The sequence below is a fragment of the Clostridium sp. UBA1652 genome, assembly GCF_002320975.1.
GTDB lineage: Bacteria > Bacillota > Clostridia > Clostridiales > Clostridiaceae > Clostridium_T > Clostridium_T intestinale.
The window spans coordinates 81852-101162 of sequence record NZ_DCLI01000075.1 but is presented as its reverse complement, the minus strand read 5'-3'; the positions used below and the strand labels follow the sequence as shown (position 1 = coordinate 101162).

Sequence of the window (19311 nt, the reverse complement as noted above, 5' to 3'; positions counted from 1 at the left end):
AATAAGTAAACAACATAAAAAACTATAGCAGAATGTGCTATAGTTTTTCACTAATAAATTTATTGTTTTGTTGGAGGCTGCTGCCCATCAGCTGGTGCTCCTTGCATTCCTCCTTTATTCATCCCGCCTTGTTGACCTCCTCCTGGTCCCATTTGGTTAGTTCTAGCTTCTGTTACCCCTGATTCTGATAACCAAGTTACTGAACTAGATATGGAGAAATCAACTACTTTTGTTCCAGCAGTATATTTTCCGTTGGTGTAAAGACCATTTTTTTCTGTTCCTGTTGATGATCCACCTGTGTATAATGTATAAGTCTTATCTTTTTGTAACTCTGGTGAAGTTATAACTATAGACTGATACGCTTTATTAGGGGTTATAGTAACAATAGTATTTCCATCGCTGTCTTGTAAGTGAACCATAGTTCCAGCTGCCTGACTGCTGTTATAAGTCATAATAACTGAATTTTGTGTTGAACTATCTGATGTAGTTTGTGCCATACCTGAGCTTCCATAAGCTATTAAGTATCCACCAGTTACATCAAAGGTTCCATCATAATCTAAACTAGCATTGCCATCATTAGTAGGTCCACTAACTATAACTGTACCTCCAGTCATATACATTGATCCATTTGAGTCCAGTCCATCTCCAGAGGCATTAACCATAACATATCCACCATTTATGGTAAGTTTCTTATCTGAAGATGCCGAGCTGAAATTATTTTCTCCTGGTCTTCCATTTATAGATGATCCATCATTCCCACCTGCAACATTTATTCCATCATCACTAGCAACAACATTAATATCTCCACCATTTATTGTTATATATGAACTTTCTATACCTTCATAACTCTTTGTTATGTTGATATTGCCATCATTTATTACCATAATGGTATCTGAATGAATTCCATCATCTCCTGAGGTAATTTTTAAATCTCCTCCATTTACTACAACACTGTTATTACTGTGTACAGAATCATCAGCTGAGTCAATATTAAAGTTTCCACCACCTATTCCTATTTCTCCTGATGCCTTTATCCCTTTTGTACTTGTAGTATCATCTGTACTATTTGATTCAGAGGTTTGTTGTGTATTTGTATTTCCACCTTGTTGTCCTCCAAATCCTCCGGGTCCTCCCATATCGTTATTGATTTTGGCCGGTGCATTTTCACTTCCTCCGCCAGCAGTAATATTAAATTCACCATCTTCTATAAGCAAATAAGTTTCTGCCTGTATTCCATCTTGCTCTGCCTCTATGTTGAATTTTCCACCTTCAATTGCTATGAAGCCTTTAGTTGTATCTGTATCATTTGTGGATTTAATTCCATCTCCTCCTGCATTTATAGTAATGTTTCCAGAATTGACTGCAACTAAATCCCTTCCAACTATACCATTATCAACAGATTTTACTTCTATATCTCCTCCAGTTATTTTTAAATCATCTTTAGTCTTTATCCCTTTACTGTAATTACCATTTACAGTCAATTTTCCTGACCCATTTATAGTAAGATCATTTTTGCTGAATAAAGTTGCATCTGGCTCATCCTCTGAATCTTCTAATGAATATTCTTTTCCATCCGTTAATGTATTTACTGTACCTTCTTCGATGGATATTATTGTTTTTCCTGCCTTTTTAGAGTATATTGCAGGATTATCACCGTTGCTTATATCCACTCCATTTAGTACTAATCTAACTATACCTTTATCCTCATTATCAATTAGTATTTGACCATCTGTTAATGTTCCACTTAGTACATAAATACCTGCTTTCGTTATGGTTATTGTGCTATCCTTAACTTCCACCCCATCTCCCTCTACTGTAGCTGATGCTCCATTTAATTTAATGTAATTAGGACTTTCATTTTTCCAATCTATATAACTATCTTCCTCATCGTAACTAACTAATTCACTTATTACTGTGCTTATACTCTTATCACCTATTATTGCTGCTATTGTTTGCTCTGTTGTCGTATTACTTGAAGTGTCTGTATTTGTTGTTGTACCTCTAGTACATGAATATAAAAAACTTGTGCACAAAAGTGCTGCTATTAACTTACTATATATTGATTTTCTATTCATATTTAATTCCTCCATTTCATAGGTTTATTTTATTGTGCATAACTTAAACAAACCTTAAATGAATTAATTTAAATACAAAAAAACTACCTAGTAGAGAAATTTAATTTCTATCTACTAGGTAGCTCAGTTATTAAGTTTATATTATTTTAAAGACTCTATTAAAGCATCTAACTTAGGATCTGACATGAAATTTTTAATTGTTACTAATTCAGCACTTGGGCAGCTCTTTTTTGCTCTGTCTGCTAAATTTTCTTGAGTTACAACTATATCAGCATCTCCTGGTATTTCATCAACTGATGAATGAGTTACTTCTATATCTAAACCTAATTTTTGAACTTTGCTTCTTATTTTTGAAGCTCCCATTGCACTTGATCCCATTCCAGCATCACATGCAAATACTATTTTGTTTACTTTTCCAGTCTTTTTAACTTTTAAGCTTTGTACAGCTTCTTTAGCTGATTCTAAATCTTCTTCATCTTGTACCTTTGCATTTTTAACAAATATTGAAGCTACTAAGAATGAAACTACTGCTGAAACAGCAACACCTGCAATTACTGATAGGAATGATCCTTTAGGTGCTAATGCCATTATAGCTAATATACTTCCTGGTGATGGGCTTGCTACAAGTCCTGCACCTAATATTGAGAATGTGAATACTCCACTAGCTCCACCAGCTATTACTGCTAATACTAATGCTGGGTTCATTAATACATATGGGAAGTATATTTCGTGAATTCCGCCTAGGAAATGTATTATTATTGCTCCTGGAGTTGAATCTTTTATAGATCCTTTTCCAAATACAAAGTATGCAAGTAATATTCCAAGTCCTGGACCTGGATTAGCTTCTAGTAAGAAGAATACTGATTTACCAACTTCTTTAACTTGTTCTACTGCTAATGGACTAAGTATACCGTGGTTAATTGCATTGTTTAAGAATAATATCTTACCTGGTTCTATGAATATTGATACTAGTGGTAAAAGATTTGCATTTACCATAGCTTCAACTCCGCCTTGTAGTATAGTAGTTATTGCTACTACAACTGGACCTATACCTGTGTATGCTAGCATTGCTAATATCATACCTAAAATACCGATTGAGAAATTGTTTACTAACATTTCGAATCCAGCAGGTATTTTTCCATCTACTGCTTTGTCAAACTTCTTGATTACCCATCCTGCTAAAGGTCCTACTATCATAGCACCTAGGAACATTGGCATATCTGCTCCAACTATAACTCCCATTGCAGCTATAGCACCGATAACTCCACCTCTTTGTCCACCTACAGTCTTACCACCAGTGTATGCTATTAATAATGGTAGTAAGTAAGTTATCATTGGTCCAACTAATTTTGCAAAATATTCATTTGGTATCCATCCTGTTGGTATAAATAAAGCTGTTATAAGTCCCCATGCTATAAAAGCACCGATGTTTGGAAGTACCATTCCACTAAGGAATTTACCGAATACTTGAACTTTGTTTTTAAATCCACTGTTTTGACTCATTTTTTATTACCTCCTTTTGATACTTTCATTATACGTTTACAGGTAGTATGATTTCAATCTATAGATACTGCTACATTGTCACCAAGGGTTAGTGACAAATTTTTATATCTTTTTATCTAGATAGTGACACTTCTAAACCATTGATTTTACTGAGTTGTAGCCCTATAGTTTTTTTGGAGTCTCTATCTACTCTATAGATTTCAGCCATTCAACTTATATGTTTCTCAAAAATAAATGTTATTATAATGGAAATAGTTAGCAACAAAATTGCTAACTATTTTTATATACATACATGACATTATTTAAATAATTCTCTAACTTGTTCATACTTACTTTCTATACTTATAAGTATGTTTTCATCTGATATCTCAGAAACTTCTTGAACAGCTCCTTTGATTCCTTTTTCTTTTATTAGCTCTTGTAATTTTAAGCTTTGAGGATCTTCTGGGTTATTGTAATATAATACAGCACCTACTCCTAGTAGTAAATTTTCTGTACTTATACCATATGACATAGAGTTTAATAGAGGTTTAACTAATCTATCACCTTTGCTTAACTTTCTGATAGGTTCTCTTCCTACTCTTTTTATATCATCTTGAAGATATGGATTTTTAAATCTAGCTATTATCTTATCTATATACTTTAAGTGAGCATCTCTGTCAAAATCATATTTCTTTACTAATCCATCTCCGCTTTCCACCATAGCGTGGTATACAACTTCATAGATATCATTGTCATTTATGCTTTCTTCTATAGTTTTATAACCTTTTAAATTACCTAAATAGGCAGTTATTGCATGCCCTGTATTTAAGGTAAATAACTTTCTTTCTACATATGCTATAAGATTTCCAGTTAAATTCATTCCACTTATTTCTGGGATCTCTCCTCTAAATCCATTTCTGTCTACATTCCATTCATAGTAGTTTTCAACTACTACATCAAGTGGATTCTCCATTTTCTCACTTACTGGAGGAACAATTCTATCAACAGAGCTATTAGGGAAACCTACGTATTTATCCACAGTTTCCTTTTCTTCTTCTGTTAAATATTTAAATATTTCTTCTTTTAAAACTTCTGATGCTCCTACTGCATTCTCACAAGCTATTATATTTAAGTTCTTTTCTACCCCTTTAGCTAATCTATTTTTTATTCCTTTTGCTAAAGTTTCTGCTATTTTGCTTAATATATTTACCCCTACTGCTGTAGTCATTATATCTGCTTCAAGTATTACATCCATTAATTTTTCATTGTTTATATTTAAAGCTGAAACATTTTCAACTTTTTCATCTCTTTTTTCATTATCTAATACATGAACCGTATAATTTTTAAGTTCATTTATTAACTCAACAACGGTATTGTTAGCATCTACGAAAGTAACCTCAAAACCAGAGTGAGCTAAAAGTTCACCTATAAATCCTCTTCCTATATTTCCTGCTCCTATTTGTATAGCTTTCATATCTCTTCCTCCTATTATTTTATACTGCACTAGCAAAAAGTTTGTATATTTTGTCTTTATCTCCAGTTGTATATAACTCTTTTGTTATTTCTTCATCCTCTAGTACTACTGCTATATTGGAAAGTATTTTTATGTGTTCATCACCTATTCCAGCTATCCCTATAACTAAATATGCTTTTTCATCATCAAATTGTATTCCATTTGGAAATTGTAATACTACTATTCCTGATTTTTTTATATTTTTCTTAGCTTCGCCTATTCCATGAGGTATTGCAACCCCCATGCCTATATAAGTTGTTACAACTTCTTCTCTTTCTTTCATAGCTTGAATATATTCTTCTTCAACATATCCAGATTCAACTAATAATCTTCCTGCCATCTCTATAGCTTCAACTTTACCAACTGACTCTAAACCCAGTCTTATATTAGCCTTTCTTAATATCTCACTCTCATTCTCTACAACGACTTCTTCTTTTTTATTTTTCTTAAAAAAATTGAACATTTATTTGCACCTCTTTTTTCTTTTTTAATTTCTATATTAATGATATTATAAACTTTTTTTATCAGTAATTTTTTGAACAATTTTAAAATAAAACTTAGTATATAAATTCTCTAAATAATTTAATAGTTGTTCCTTATCTTTAACAATAAAATCTTTTACTAAATTTTCATGTTGAATGATAGCTTCACTTATTTCACTAACTGTTTTCAATAATATAGTATTATTTTTCTTGGGTACTATTATTACAACAACAACTTTTAAACTTGGAAAATCTTCTACTTCTTTTTTCGGCCTTATTAATCCAAATTTTACCCCTTCAAAGGAATCTAATGTACAATGTAATAAACTTATTCCAAGTTCCTCTATAAATGTTGATCCTAATTTTTCTCTATACAATAATCCTGCTTTTATAAGAGCCTTTTCATTATTATCTTTTGAAAACAATATTGATGTTTTTTCTATTAATTCTTCTTTTGTGGTTATTTCATTATCTTCATAAACCTCAAAGCTATCTAATAAGGATTTTATTGTGTTTCCATAACTTGTTAGAGTTAATACGTCCTCATACTTCTGTTCTTTATTTGTTGATACTCCTTTTTCATTTCCAGCAATCCTATATCTATTTACTGGCATATCCAAAAACTTATTTATTTTCTCTTTGTCTTTGTCAGTTAACATAGGACTTACAATAATGCATGGAAATTTAACATCTAAGTTTATTGTGGATATAATTAAATCTATATCTTTTTCCATCAGCATTTTGTCATTTATAGTAAATGCAGAAACAGTATCTACAATATCAATATTAGGAAAAAGTATTAAAAGTTTTGCTGATAATAGTCTAGATGTTCCTATACCACTCCCACACGCTACTATTATTCTTGGCTTTGCAAGATTATTTTTTATTCTTTCTATAGCTGCTGCTATATGCATAGCTATATAGGCTATTTCTGATTCTGGTATAGTTCCTTTTCCTATATTCTTTAGTACCATACAACATCTTTTGCTAACATTATATATTTCTTTATAGTCTTCTTTTATTCTGTCTAACAGCGGATTTCTTATAACCAAATTCATTTTTAGCCTGCTGACAGCTGGACCTAAATGATTCACTAAATCCTGCTCTAGCTTTTTATCCTTTGTTAGGGGATAGGAAGTTTCAATTTCTGCTGTTTTTATTATTTCCATAGCTAGTTTAGATAAATGAAACTGGGTAATATTTTTATAGTCTTCCTTTGAAGTAACCATATCTAATTTTGCACCTTTAAGATGCATTGCTATATAGCCTATTTCTCCATCAGGTATACTAACATTAAAAGCTTCAGAAAGCTTTTTAGATAACTTTCTAGCTATATTAAACTCAGGCAAGTTCCTAAGTTCATTTAGAGCTTCTTCATTAAAATCAATTTTCTCTTCATTTTTTATTCTCTGTATGGCTAGAGATAAATGTACTATAAGCGCTATATATGCACTATCTGCTAAATGTAATTCTTCTTCACCTTCTAATTGAGAAACATATTTTTCTATAGTTTTAATAGTGTCTTTTTCTATAAGGCTTAGCAGTCTATTTTTTATATCTAATTCTAACTTGTTTTTATCTTTTTTATCTAAAGATATTTTCTCTTTTATTATGTTTATAATTTGTTCTTCATCAACAAATTCATAAACCATAGAGCTTATTGCCTGCCTTATCTTATCTTCTTCACCCTCAATATATATCCCGAGTCCTGGCTTACGTACTAATTTTAGATCTCTTTCTTTTATCCATCCTTCAAGCTTATCTAAATCATTACTTAAAGTTCCTTCTGATACATTTAAAACAGAAGTAAAATAATAAAGTTTTATAGGCTCCTTTGATAAAAGTAACTCACATAATATAAATAGTCCTCTTTGCTTAGGTGAGTAATCCTCTATTAAGAATTGATTATTTACTAATTCTAAAAGCCTTTTTTTCCCTTCCTGAGTTTCTTTTAATATTAATCCAACTCCAGGTTTTCTAACAAAATTAAATCCATTTGCTTTTAAAAATTTCTCTATATAAGGTATGGTTCTTAAAACAGTTCTTGAGCTTACATCTATTTTCTCTGCTATAGCGTTTATTGTTATTGGATTATCTTTATCAGATTCAATTATGGACATAATTATATCTTTTTCTCTTAAAGTAATGCCCATTATTCCATAAACACCTCTCTCTTAAATTCATACGACGAATCTAGTTTTCTTCGTAAATTCAGCCTTTTATACTATATATTTTAGTTTTTACAGCTTATTTATTCAACCTAAACTTAATCTATCCTAGTCATAATGTATTAGTGACAAAACTAAAAATCCTTTTGTAATAAGTGACATAATTAAATAAGTCCATAAAAAAACTAACTATATTACAATTAAATTGAACAATAGTTAGTTTTTTTATAAAGCACACTATATATACTTAAAATACTAATTTTATTTTTATATTGAGTTTTTCAAAGCTCCATCATTAATGTTAAAAAGCCTAGATGAAACTCTAATAAATTCTTGTAAATTGCAGTTACCAGCTCTTTCCCCTATTCCATTCATAGTGCAATCTACAAATCTTGCTCCGCTTTTAGCTGCTTCAATTGAGTTTGCAAGTGCCATTCCAAAATCATTATGTGCATGCATTTCTATATCTATAGGTACATTTTCTAATATATTAGTAATGGCTGTTCTTGTAGTAGATGGTATAAGTATTCCTACAGTGTCTGCATATCTTATTCTATTTACTCCTAAGTCTTTTAATATTTTAGCCATGTGTATTATAAAATTTATATCTGCTCTTGATGCATCTTCAAATCCTACTGTTACTTCATAATCCTTGTCTTTAACGAAATTAACACATTCTCTCATCTTATTTACAACCCATTTTCTATCTTTTTTAAGTTTAGAGTAAATCTGTATATCTGATACTGGTATACTTATATGAATAATATCTGGATTACAATCTATAGAATCTATCAAATCTTGTTTATTCAACCTATTCCATACAGATATCAATGAATTTTTCTTCTGCTCCATGATTTTATATATGCATCTTTTTTCTATTTCACCCATAGCAGGTATTCCTGCCTCTATTTGATATATTTTATTATTATCCATGATCTTTGCTATAGCTATTTTCTTCTTTAATGAAAATGCTATATCAGGACTTTGCTCTCCGTCTCTTAAGGTTGTATCTACTATAAATATATTATTATTCATGAAATACCTCCTAAATCATTTTATACTATTATATATATCTGATACCTCTTTATCATTTAAGCCTCTTCCTCTTCTTGTGCTTAATTCTCTAATCTTATCTAACATTGTTCCTAATCTATCTTCTTCAATCGGAAGTCCCAATTCTCTCAACTTCTTTTTTATTGCCATTTTTCCTGAATGTTTTCCTATTACTAACCTTCTTTTTATTCCAACTTTGGTTGGGTCAAAAGGTTCGTATATTTCTGGATTTTTAAATATTCCATCTGCATGTATTCCAGATTCAAATTCAAATATATTTTTACCTATGATAGGTTTATTACTTGGTGTCGCATTCCCTGTTATTTTTTCAATTAAGCTTGCCATTTTAGGAAGTACTGATAAATCTTCATCATTTTGTTGATTTAGTATGAAGTTTTTAGAAGCTAGAAGTTCCTCTAATGCACAATATCCACCTATACCTCCAAAACTTGTTGTCACACTTTTCCCCATCATTTTTATCCATTCTATAGCTATTGCAGTAGAACATCCATAATTGTTTTTTGGATTTAAATTTATATTCTCTCCCCATATTTCTTTTAAATTATAAAATACTTTTTTATAGTCATATAATATTAAATCATCCAATCCAGTTATTCGTATAAAATTATTAGCATTTAACCCTAATTTAAAATTAGAGAAAATTTCTATATCTTTAACCGTATTTATATTTATTTCTATCATAAAGTTAACTTTTTCTAAGATATATGAGGGGATATTATTGAGGTTAAAAATTATAAAATTTACATTGTCATACTGGTTCACTTCTAATCTATTTTCAACATTTAATATATATTCTACCCCTTGGGGCAAGGGTAGTAAAATATCTAAAATCCTTGGGGTAACCTCAATATAGTCCCCTCCTATTAATTTAAGATAATTGCATAATTCTCTAAGCTCATTTTTAAATTTTTTAAGCTTGTCGCCATAAATCTCATAAAGTGCAACAAAAGTTTTATCTATAATCGTTATTTTTTTATTTTCCATGCATATTCCCCCTTAGTTGCACTTAATATTTATACTATATAAGTAATCTTTCTACTTTTTCTCCACCTTCTATGTGACTATCCATAATTTCTTCTACATCGTCAGGTGTTACAGATCCATACCAAGTTCCTTCTGGATATACCACAACTATAGGACCCTTATCACAGATTGAGAAACAACCTGTGTTAGTTATCATAACCTCACCTGATAAATCTCTATCGTCAACTTCTTCTATAAATCTTTGAAGTATATTTACAGAATCCTTTGAATGGCAAAACCCCTTTTGAGTTCCATTGATTCTACAACTTGCACACACAAATATATGATGTTTTGGGCTTATCATATTATTTCTTCCTCCTTAATATAAACTAGTTTATTATCCTCTTTATTTTTTATAATTTCTTCAGCCGCAACCTTTATGGCCTTTTCTATTCTTTCATAGGTAACAAAAACCTTTATTCCCTTATCCTTTAACCTATTGGCTGGTGCATCACCAATTCTCAATGTTAAAACTCCTGAACAATCCTCAATTGATCTAAGTATTTTTGATATTTTATCATCTCTCTCGTCGCACTCTTCTGATCCTTGGCAGTATTTTTCTACTGATCTTCTTTCAACTAAAGAAACAATCCCTTCTTTGTAGTCATATATATAAAATTCGGTAACATGTCCAAAATGCTTATCTACTAACATTCCACTTTTTGATGCTACTGCAAATCTTAATGCTGATTCTTCCTCTTTTACTCCATCTTTTGATGAAAAATTCCTAAATTTAATGGATTCATCATTTTCCAATGTTCCTATAGCATCTGCTCTACATTGTTTGCAATGATACATTTGCTCTATATGCTCCCCACATGTCTTTCTTAAATCCATTAGCTCTTTGTTACTAACTAAAGGCATATCTTGAAATACGCTTCCCTTAACTGGTATAAGCTGCATTATATTTGTAATAGTTGCTCCATATTCTTTTACTGTTTTTACAACTTCCTCTATATGTTCATCATTGATCCCCTTAAGCATTACGATATTAATCTTGCAGACTATCCCTTTGCTTGTTAAGAATCTAAGCCCTTGCAACTGATTATTTAGAAGAATGGATGCGCCTTCTTCCCCAATATACTTAGTTCCAAAATAGTCAACAAATTTATATACCTTTGCTCCTATTTTAGGATCTACAGCATTCATAGTTATAGTAACATGACTAACTCCTAGTTCAACTAGATCATTTGCATAAAATGGTAACATCAAACCATTAGTTGATAAGCAGAATGTAACATCTTTATCAAATTCTTTTATTAACTTAAGAGTTTTTTTAGTTTCTTCAAAGTTTGCTAAGGAGTCTCCTGGCCCTGCTATTCCTACAACCGTTAAATTAGGCATTTTTTCTTTTACAAATTTATATTTTTCAAACGCTTGTTGTGCTGATAATACTTCTGTTGTTACTCCTGGGCGGCTTTCGTTTGGACAATCATATTTTCTTAAACAATAGTTGCAACTAATGTTACATTTAGGTGCTATAGGCAGATGTATCCTTGCATATTTATGAGCCGATCCACAGCTAAAACAAGGGTGAGTTTTAGTTTTTTCATCAATTGATTTAGGTTCTATTGTTACATTTGATACTTCTTCCACTTTCTTTCCCTCCTCTTTATAGAATTGAGTATAAATACTTTTTCTATATTTTCCTTCTTTAACTTCTAATATTTTATTTGTTACTTCATCAATCAGGTTTAAAGAACCAACATATCCTATACTCAATATTCTTTGACCACCTATCCTATCATGTATAGGGAAAGAAGCTCTTATTAAAGGAATCCCTTGCTTCTCTTCTATTCTTCTTCCATCGGAACTTCCAATCATAAGATTTGCTCCAAGATCAAGTGCATATTTTTCTATATCTTTAAAATCCGTATTATCTAGTATTTTATATTCATCTATAAACAATCTCTCAGCCACTTCATTTAATTCATCTTCTATTAATATCTTCATTTCTTTACAAGAGGTTCCTGTAGCTAGTAATACTGGCATAGCACCATTTTCAACACACAACCTTGCTGTAGAATAAACAAAATCCGGTTCTCCATATATAACTACCCTAGCCTCGGCATTATATTTATGAGAATCTATCATAGCGTCAATATATCTTCCTCTTTGAGCTTTATATCTATCTGGTACTGGTTTATCAGTTATTTCACTTAATAGTTTTAAAAACTCATCTGTATCCCTTAACCCTCTAGGCACATTGCATCTATAGTTTTTTATGCCAAATTTATCTTCAAGATATTTTCCAGCTGAATAATCATCTTTAACAAAGCTGCTTATTTCAATTGTGGCTCTAGCTCCCCCCATTTTTGATATATCTTTTATATCTGTTCCTGCTACTGATAACCTGTTGTATTTCTCAGTTCTTGGCGAATCTAGATTCTCAGATATATCTGGAAGTAATATATAGTCAATATCAAAGCTATCTAAAATCTCTTTTAATTCCCTTACATCTGCTGGACTTATATATCCTGTAACTACATTTATTTTGTTATTTTTCTCTTCTTCCATTTCTGTATTTTCCACTATACATCTTAATGCTTTTAGATATCCCTCGTATTGGCTTCCACCATAACCTGGAGATGGAACTGGTATTAATTTCACTTTTTCATCTGGGTGTTTTTCATGAAATATTTTTGATAGACGGGAAACATCTTCACCTATAGTTTCAGCTAAACAAGTTGTGGCTACTGCTATTACCTCAGGATTATATAACTTAATTAGGTTCTCTAGCCCTTTCATTAAGTTTTTTTCTCCACCATAAACTGTTCCTTGCTCTGTTAATGAAGATGAAGCTATATCTATAGGTTCATTATAATGTGTTGCCATGTGCCTTCTAATATATGTACTGCATCCTTGGGACCCATGTAGGATTGTCATTGCTCCTTTTATTCCATAAAAAGCACTTACTACTCCCATAGGCATACACATATTACAAGGATTAACTGTCAAGTTTACGTATTGTTCTCCCATACTATCACACCCCTACTTTTGTATATTTCCAAACTGGACTATTTATTGTTAAGTTTATTTCTTTAGCAAAATTAACAGCTCCTTCAAATCCTGCTAAAGGATGTTTTCTCTCATGATTATGATCACAAAAAGCTATACCAAGCTTATATGCTAGAGGTCTTTCTTTAACACCACCAACTAAAACATCTGCTCCCTTTTCATTCATAAACTTTTCAAGTTCATAAGGGTTTGCATCATCTAATATAACTGTTCCTGGTTTTACCAAGTTACCTATAACTTCATAATCATCTTTTTTCCCAGTTTGCGTTCCAACCACTACAGTTTCCATACCCAATTCTTCAAACTGCTTTATTAATGATATTGCTTTAAATCCCCCACCAACGTATATTGCTGCTTTTTTCCCCTCAAGGTTTTTTCTATACTTCTCTAGTACATTTCCTAAATTAGCTCTCTCTTTTTCTACAAATGCTAGCGTTCTTTTTATTATTTCTTTATCTCCCAAAGCATTAGCTACATTTATAAGAGAAGTCATTGTATCTTCTATTCCCATGAAACTTACCTTTATAAATGGTACTCCCATTTCTTTTTCCATTCTTTTTGCAAGATATGTCATGGAACCTGCACATTGAACTATATTTAAACTAGCGCCATCTGCTTTTTGAAGCTCCTCACACTTTGCATCACCTGTTATTTGTGAAACAACATTTATCCCCAAATTATTAAGATAGTTTTTAATTATCCACATTTCACCTGATAAATTAAAGTCTCCTAATATATTTACTCCTTTAATCTTAGGGGACTTAGTTCTTCCTATTAAATTCATAAGAGCATTGCATGCTGTCTTATATCCCATGGATTTATGTCCTGCAAATCCTGGAGACATTACTGGTATAACTGGAATTCCATATTTCTGTTCAGCTTGTTTACATACTGCTTCAACATCATCTCCTATAACTCCAACTATACAAGTTGCATAAACAAATATTGTTTTAGGTGAATGATTTTTCATGATTCCTTCTATTGCACCAGCTAATTTTTTCTCTCCTCCAAAGATTACATCCTTTTCTTTTAAATCTGTTGAAAAACTATTACGATATAGTTCTTCTCCACTAGATAAACTTCCTCTTATATCCCATGTATAACTAGCACATCCTATAGGTCCGTGAACTATATGGAAAGCATCCGTTATGGGATTAAGTACAACTCTAGCACCACAATATACACATGATCTTTGGCTAACAGATCCAGACACACTTTCACTATCACACTTCATAGAGTTACCATGATCGCCTTCTTTACAAAAAATAAAATCTTTTCTTTCATCTAAAATTTCTGCTACTGGTTTTGCTTCCATAATAAATCACCTTCCTTATAAAGTAAAAAAGGACTTCCAAGGGAAGATTTCCTCCCTTGAAAATCCTTTTTAAAAAATAAATTACATTACCATTTCAAAATCTTCATCTTCACAATCTCTATCTATTCTATCCATTAATGCAGTAAGAATTAATTCTAGAACTCTCATAGCTCCTCTATATCCTACTATTGGCATATATGAATGAACATATCTATCAATAATTGGGAACCCTGCTCTTACGAATGGAATATCCTCAGCTCTTGCTATGTATTTTCCATGAGTTCCACCTATTAATAAATCTACACCTTCATTTTTAATCCATTGATGTAATTCAAAAAGATCGCTAGTAGCTTTTGCTACACATCCTTCTACTCCAAACTCTTCAAATAGAGCTTTAGCAGCCTTTTCAAAAGCTATTCCTGGAGTACCTGTTATAACATATTTAGGAATCATTCCTAATTCTAATACAAATTTAGTTAGTCCAAGTACAGTATCAGGATCTCCATATATAGCAACTTTTTTACCATATACATATTGATGTGAATCAACTACTGTATCAACTAGTTGTCCTCTTTCGTCTTCTAATTCTTCTGAAACTTCTCCTTTAGAGAACTTAGATAATTCCATTATAAAATCATCTGTAGCTCCAATTCCTATTGGTAAAAGTAATGTTTTATATGGTACATTACATTTCTTCTCTAAATCTGTAGCTCCTAACTCAGAAGCAAAACTTCCTAGAGCAAGTGTTAATTCACTGTCTCCCATTGCCTTTATATCTTCTATCTTAGTACCGCCTTTAGGATACATTTCATATGTTCCAGTCATAGGAGCATCTAAAACTCCACTTGTATCTGGAAGCATTGTGAAGTCTATTCCAAAGTCTTTCATAAGACGTTTCATTTCTCTCATATCTCCTGGATTTGTGAAACCAGGAATTACATTTAATTTTCCATTGGAAGTTCCAGTTGAGGTTGCAAGATATTTGATAAATCCTGAAACCATATTAGAAAATCCTGTTACATGTGATCCTACATAACTTGGTGTATTGGTATGAACCATGTATTTTCCTTCTGGAATATTAATTGAAGTTATAATTGAGTTTAAGTCATCACCTATTGTCTCTGATAGACAAGTAGTATGAACTGCAATTATTTCTGGATCATATATTTCAAATAAATTTTTAGCAGCAGTTCTAAGATTGCTTCCTCCACCAAATACTGATGATCCTTCAGTAAATGATGATGTTGAAGCTATAGCTGGTTCCTTAAAATGTCTTGTTAAGTACATTCTATGGAATGAACAACATCCTTGAGATCCATGGCTGTGTGGCATGCATTTATGAACACCTAATGCTGCGTACATTGCGCCAACTGGCTGACAAGTTTTAGCTGGATTTATTTTTAGGGCTTTTCTCTCTTTTACTTCTTTTGGTGTTAAATCTAACATTATACCACACCTCCTAATGTTCCTTCTAATATAGGTTCCTTTTTCCAAGGAGCTACTGTATAGTTCCAAGCTGGAGTATATATTCCCATAGTAACGTCCCTTGCAAAGTTTACAGCTCCTTTAAATCCTGCATATGGTCCACTATAGTCATATGAGTGTAATTGTCTTGATAAAATTCCGCCTTTTTGAGCTACAAATTTATCCTTTATTCCTGAGAAGAATATGTCTGGCTTTAATAACTTTAAGAACTCTTCTGTTTCATAATGATTTAAATCATCAACAACTATTGCTCCCTTATCCATGCTTTTTTCCATACCACCGTAGTAGTTTAATGCTATTTCATCTTTTAATTGAGCATATCTTTCTTCTGGAATAACTAATCTGAATTTTTCTGGATCTTTTTCTAATTTTAATTCTTCTATATTTTTAGAATCTGCATCAACTTTCATAAATGGTACTACTTCGCTTCCTTCGTAGTCATCTCTATGAGCAAATTCATAACCTGCTAATAAAGTCTTCATACCTAAACTTTCTAATAGGTTTTGATAATGGTGAGATCTAGATCCTCCAACAAATAATGCTGCTGTTTTTCCAGTTAATTTATTTTTGTATAATTCCATGTATTCTTCGATATCTTGAAGTTCTTCTGCAATTATTTCTTCTGTTCTTTCTATAAGATCTTCATCTCCAAAATACTTAGCAATTGATCTTAATGATTCTATAGTACCATCAACACCTACAAAATTAACTTTTAGCCAGTCAGTACCATATTTAGTTTTCATCATTTCACCAATATAATTTATTGATCTATGACATTGGATTATATTTAAATCTGCTGTGTGTGCACTTTTAAGTTCTTCGTAACTTCCATCACCAGTCATTACTGATACAATATCATAACCGATTTTCTTTAATACTCTGCTGATTTCCCAACCATCTCCACCGATATTATATTCACCTAATAAGTTTATGGAGAATTTTTTAGGTACATAACTTCCTGTTCCTATAACATTTTTCATAAGACCATTGTTAGCTATGTGGTGACCTGCTGATTGAGATACCCCTTTATATCCTTCACAAGAAAATGCTAGAACTTTAATTCCATATAATGCTTCAGCCTCTTTTGCTACTGCATGAATATCATCTCCAATTAATCCAACTGGACAAGTAGAACAAATCATTATTGATTTTGGGCTAAATAACTCAACTACTTCTTTGATAGCTTGTTTAAGTTTCTTTTCTCCTCCAAATACTATATCGCCTTCTTGCATATCTGTAGAGAAACAATATTCTAAAAAGTTTTGTGTGTTTTCATCACTTTTTCCTTTATGCCTTCTTGTTCCCCATGTATAGAAACCACAACCTATTGGACCATGTGTAATTACTGCAACATCTTTTAAAGGTCCAAGTACAACCCCTTTACAACCTGCATAACAACATCCTCTGTTTGTCATTATTCCTGGTATTGTTCTTACATTCGAAGTTAACTCTGGTGCTTCTTCAGATATTTCTCCTATATGAGCTTTTCTATTTTTAAATACTTTGGCACTATAACCATCCAAAACTTTATCTATAGTACTCATTAAATTCACCTCCAAATTTACTTTTATATAACTATTTCTCCAGACTTATTGTCTCTTACTCTATATACTTCATTAACTGGTAAAACAAATATTTTTCCATCTCCCGGATTTCCTGTGGAGTTAACCTTTATAATTATATCTATAATTTTTTTTACATCTTCATCTTTAACTACTAATGTGAATAATCTTTTAGGTATAAGTCTTCCAAGCTCTGATATATTTTCAGCTACAGGTGAGGCAGGTATGTTTTCATCAAGAACTAAATCTTCAATTAAAGCCATATTTAATGATTTTTTCCCTCTCCCTAAAACTTTTCTACAAGTAAATGAGGGGAATCCAGCCTCTGCGAGAGATTCTTTTGTTATATTTACTTTATTCGAACGAATAATTCCTATTATTTCTTTCATTTATAGCACCTCAACTTTTATAAGACTTCTTTTCCACTACTTATGGTATACGCCGTTTCTACTGGAGACACAAATATTTTTCCATCACCAAAAGCTCCTTTTATTCCTGTTCTTGCAGTTCTCATTATTATTCTTATAACATCATCTTTATCTTCTTCATTTTTTACTACTACTAGGATCATTTCTTTTGGTAATTCATCATAATATATATCTCCAACTTTAATTCCTTTTTGCTTTCCACGTCCAAATACATCCATTTTAGTCACTTCTGGAAATCCAGCTGATAAAAGTTCTGATAGTACTGTTCCTACTTTTTCAGGTCTTATAATAGCACGAACCATTAACATAACAATTCTCTCCTCTTATTCACATATGTTCTTTATTATTTTCTTATAGATCCATTAATCCATATTGCATTAATATTTCTTCTAATCTATCTTGGCTCATTGGTTTTGGAATTACAAACATATCGTTATTATCAACTTTACTTGCTAATGTTCTATATTCATCTGCTTGTTCACAAGTTGAATCAAATTCTATTACTGTTTGTTTGTTTATTTCAGCTTTTGTTACCATTGGACTTCTAGGTACAAAGTGAATTAATTGACTTCCTAATTCTTTAGCAAAGTTATCTAATAATTCATATTCATTTGCAACTTTTCTTGAGTTACAGATGATTCCACCTAATCTAACTCCACCAGTGTTTGCATATTTTTGGATACCTTTTGCTATATTGTTAGCTGCATATAATGCCATCATTTCTCCTGATGCTACTATATATATTTCTTGTGCTTTTCCTTCACGTATTGGCATTGCAAATCCACCACATACAACGTCACCTAATACATCATAGAAAACATAATCTAAATCTGATTCGTAAGCACCTAATTGCTCTAGCATATTAATTGAAGTTATTATACCTCTTCCTGCACATCCAACTCCTGGTTCTGGACCGCCTGATTCAACACATTTTATACCTCTAAATCCTGGCTTTAAGATTGAATCTAAATCTACGTCATCTCCTTCTTCTCTTAATGTATCAAGAACACTTTTTTGTGCTAATCCTCCTAGTAATAATCTTGTTGAGTCAGCCTTAGGATCACATCCTACTACCATTATCTTCTTGTCCATTGTAGCAAGCCCTGATGTTAAGTTTTGTGTTGTTGTAGATTTACCTATTCCACCTTTTCCATAAATAGCTACTTGTCTCATTTTTATACTCCTCCTTCAAACTGAATATTTATTATAAACTTATCTAAAACTGAGTTTTAGATAAGATTTATACTTAATTTTAGATAATAAAAAAAGAAGTCCATAATTTAGATAATTCATAAATAACCTAAATTTCTAGACTTCTTTGCCCGCTTAGTTAACAGACTTCTTTGTCCAATATAAAACATAATTTAAATTTCATAAAAATATCATATTTAAATGAAATTTTATCAACTATACACATAATTTTTTATTAGTTTGTTTACTTGTAATTTATGTTCTTAATATTATCATATATTTTTTTGCTTTACAATAGGAAAAATGAAGTTTTTTACTATTATTCTAATTGAAACCTATTATCATTTCACGAATTATAATGATACTGCCAATGTAAATGTTTTTGATATTATAAAACTTTTTTTAATTTTTTTTATATTTCATTCGTAAAATTGATTAATATTTCTTCTATGCTATAATTTACTTATATTCCTTATTCGAAAGGAGATTTAA

General features: G+C 31.2%; 15 protein-coding genes. All 15 read right to left on the bottom strand.

Going from position 1 to position 19311, the window contains the following annotated elements:
* Positions 1-59: 59 nt before the first annotated feature.
* Positions 60-2075: a carbohydrate-binding domain-containing protein gene (locus tag B3N22_RS15120; RefSeq protein ID WP_286908436.1), complete on the bottom strand. Its 2016-nt coding sequence runs from the start codon at positions 2073-2075 to the stop codon at positions 60-62.
* A gap of 141 nt (positions 2076-2216) precedes the next feature.
* A complete protein-coding gene (locus B3N22_RS15115; protein WP_286908434.1) occupies positions 2217-3578 on the bottom strand; it encodes a PTS mannitol transporter subunit IIBC in 1362 nt (453 codons plus the stop codon).
* 298 nt (positions 3579-3876) lie between these two features.
* Positions 3877-5034 (bottom strand): mannitol-1-phosphate 5-dehydrogenase, encoded by a 1158-nt coding sequence (locus B3N22_RS15110; RefSeq protein ID WP_286908431.1) that lies wholly within the window; start codon positions 5032-5034, stop codon positions 3877-3879.
* Between the two features lie 19 nt (positions 5035-5053).
* Positions 5054-5536, bottom strand: a complete 483-nt coding sequence (locus tag B3N22_RS15105; RefSeq protein WP_238902197.1) for a PTS mannitol transporter subunit IIA — start codon at positions 5534-5536, stop codon at positions 5054-5056.
* A gap of 45 nt (positions 5537-5581) precedes the next feature.
* Positions 5582-7708 (bottom strand): BglG family transcription antiterminator, encoded by a 2127-nt coding sequence (locus B3N22_RS15100; RefSeq protein ID WP_286908429.1) that lies wholly within the window; start codon positions 7706-7708, stop codon positions 5582-5584.
* A gap of 282 nt (positions 7709-7990) precedes the next feature.
* Positions 7991-8758 (bottom strand): beta/alpha barrel domain-containing protein, encoded by a 768-nt coding sequence (locus tag B3N22_RS15095; RefSeq protein ID WP_073019228.1) that lies wholly within the window; start codon positions 8756-8758, stop codon positions 7991-7993.
* 15 nt (positions 8759-8773) lie between these two features.
* A complete protein-coding gene (locus B3N22_RS15090; RefSeq protein WP_286908427.1) occupies positions 8774-9781 on the bottom strand; it encodes a homocitrate synthase/isopropylmalate synthase family protein in 1008 nt (335 codons plus the stop codon).
* Between the two features lie 34 nt (positions 9782-9815).
* Complete coding sequence (locus tag B3N22_RS15085; protein WP_021803504.1) at positions 9816-10124, bottom strand: 2Fe-2S ferredoxin; 309 nt, start codon at positions 10122-10124, stop codon at positions 9816-9818.
* The gene (gene nifB, locus B3N22_RS15080) at positions 10121-12799 is read right to left on the bottom strand and encodes a nitrogenase cofactor biosynthesis protein NifB (protein WP_286908425.1); all 2679 of its coding nucleotides are present in this window, start codon (positions 12797-12799) and stop codon (positions 10121-10123) included. Before nifB ends, B3N22_RS15085 begins: the two co-directional genes overlap by 4 nt.
* Before the next feature lie 4 nt (positions 12800-12803).
* Entirely contained in the window at positions 12804-14153 is a 1350-nt protein-coding gene (gene nifE, locus B3N22_RS15075) for a nitrogenase iron-molybdenum cofactor biosynthesis protein NifE (RefSeq protein ID WP_286908423.1), read from the bottom strand.
* A gap of 81 nt (positions 14154-14234) precedes the next feature.
* On the bottom strand, positions 14235-15599 hold the full coding sequence (gene nifK, locus B3N22_RS15070) for a nitrogenase molybdenum-iron protein subunit beta (protein ID WP_286908421.1): 1365 nt from the start codon (positions 15597-15599) through the stop codon (positions 14235-14237).
* Positions 15599-17182 (bottom strand): nitrogenase molybdenum-iron protein alpha chain, encoded by a 1584-nt coding sequence (nifD, locus tag B3N22_RS15065; RefSeq protein ID WP_238902203.1) that lies wholly within the window; start codon positions 17180-17182, stop codon positions 15599-15601. Before nifD ends, nifK begins: the two co-directional genes overlap by 1 nt.
* Before the next feature lie 23 nt (positions 17183-17205).
* Positions 17206-17589, bottom strand: a complete 384-nt coding sequence (locus tag B3N22_RS15060; protein WP_021803508.1) for a P-II family nitrogen regulator — start codon at positions 17587-17589, stop codon at positions 17206-17208.
* 17 nt (positions 17590-17606) lie between these two features.
* Positions 17607-17936, bottom strand: coding sequence for a P-II family nitrogen regulator (locus B3N22_RS15055; protein WP_021803509.1), 330 nt, complete (start codon positions 17934-17936; stop codon positions 17607-17609).
* Between the two features lie 43 nt (positions 17937-17979).
* On the bottom strand, positions 17980-18801 hold the full coding sequence (gene nifH, locus B3N22_RS15050) for a nitrogenase iron protein (RefSeq protein WP_021803510.1): 822 nt from the start codon (positions 18799-18801) through the stop codon (positions 17980-17982).
* Positions 18802-19311 lie beyond the last annotated feature (510 nt).

What these genes read in the sequence shown, in the direction of transcription:
- nifD (WP_238902203.1), bottom strand. Translation starts at nt 17,182, where the DNA reads ATGAGTACTATAGATAAAGTTTTGGATGGTTATAGTGCCAAAGTATTT.
- B3N22_RS15095 (WP_073019228.1), bottom strand. Translation starts at nt 8,758, where the DNA reads ATGAATAATAATATATTTATAGTAGATACAACCTTAAGAGACGGAGAG.
- nifK (WP_286908421.1), bottom strand. Translation starts at nt 15,599, where the DNA reads ATGTTAGATTTAACACCAAAAGAAGTAAAAGAGAGAAAAGCCCTAAAA.
- B3N22_RS15060 (WP_021803508.1), bottom strand. Translation starts at nt 17,589, where the DNA reads ATGAAAGAAATAATAGGAATTATTCGTTCGAATAAAGTAAATATAACA.
- B3N22_RS15055 (WP_021803509.1), bottom strand. Translation starts at nt 17,936, where the DNA reads ATGTTAATGGTTCGTGCTATTATAAGACCTGAAAAAGTAGGAACAGTA.
- B3N22_RS15105 (WP_238902197.1), bottom strand. Translation starts at nt 5,536, where the DNA reads ATGTTCAATTTTTTTAAGAAAAATAAAAAAGAAGAAGTCGTTGTAGAG.
- B3N22_RS15090 (WP_286908427.1), bottom strand. Translation starts at nt 9,781, where the DNA reads ATGGAAAATAAAAAAATAACGATTATAGATAAAACTTTTGTTGCACTT.
- B3N22_RS15115 (WP_286908434.1), bottom strand. Translation starts at nt 3,578, where the DNA reads ATGAGTCAAAACAGTGGATTTAAAAACAAAGTTCAAGTATTCGGTAAA.
- B3N22_RS15100 (WP_286908429.1), bottom strand. Translation starts at nt 7,708, where the DNA reads ATGGGCATTACTTTAAGAGAAAAAGATATAATTATGTCCATAATTGAA.
- B3N22_RS15085 (WP_021803504.1), bottom strand. Translation starts at nt 10,124, where the DNA reads ATGATAAGCCCAAAACATCATATATTTGTGTGTGCAAGTTGTAGAATC.
- nifB (WP_286908425.1), bottom strand. Translation starts at nt 12,799, where the DNA reads ATGGGAGAACAATACGTAAACTTGACAGTTAATCCTTGTAATATGTGT.
- B3N22_RS15110 (WP_286908431.1), bottom strand. Translation starts at nt 5,034, where the DNA reads ATGAAAGCTATACAAATAGGAGCAGGAAATATAGGAAGAGGATTTATA.
- B3N22_RS15120 (WP_286908436.1), bottom strand. Translation starts at nt 2,075, where the DNA reads ATGAATAGAAAATCAATATATAGTAAGTTAATAGCAGCACTTTTGTGC.
- nifE (WP_286908423.1), bottom strand. Translation starts at nt 14,153, where the DNA reads ATGGAAGCAAAACCAGTAGCAGAAATTTTAGATGAAAGAAAAGATTTT.
- nifH (WP_021803510.1), bottom strand. Translation starts at nt 18,801, where the DNA reads ATGAGACAAGTAGCTATTTATGGAAAAGGTGGAATAGGTAAATCTACA.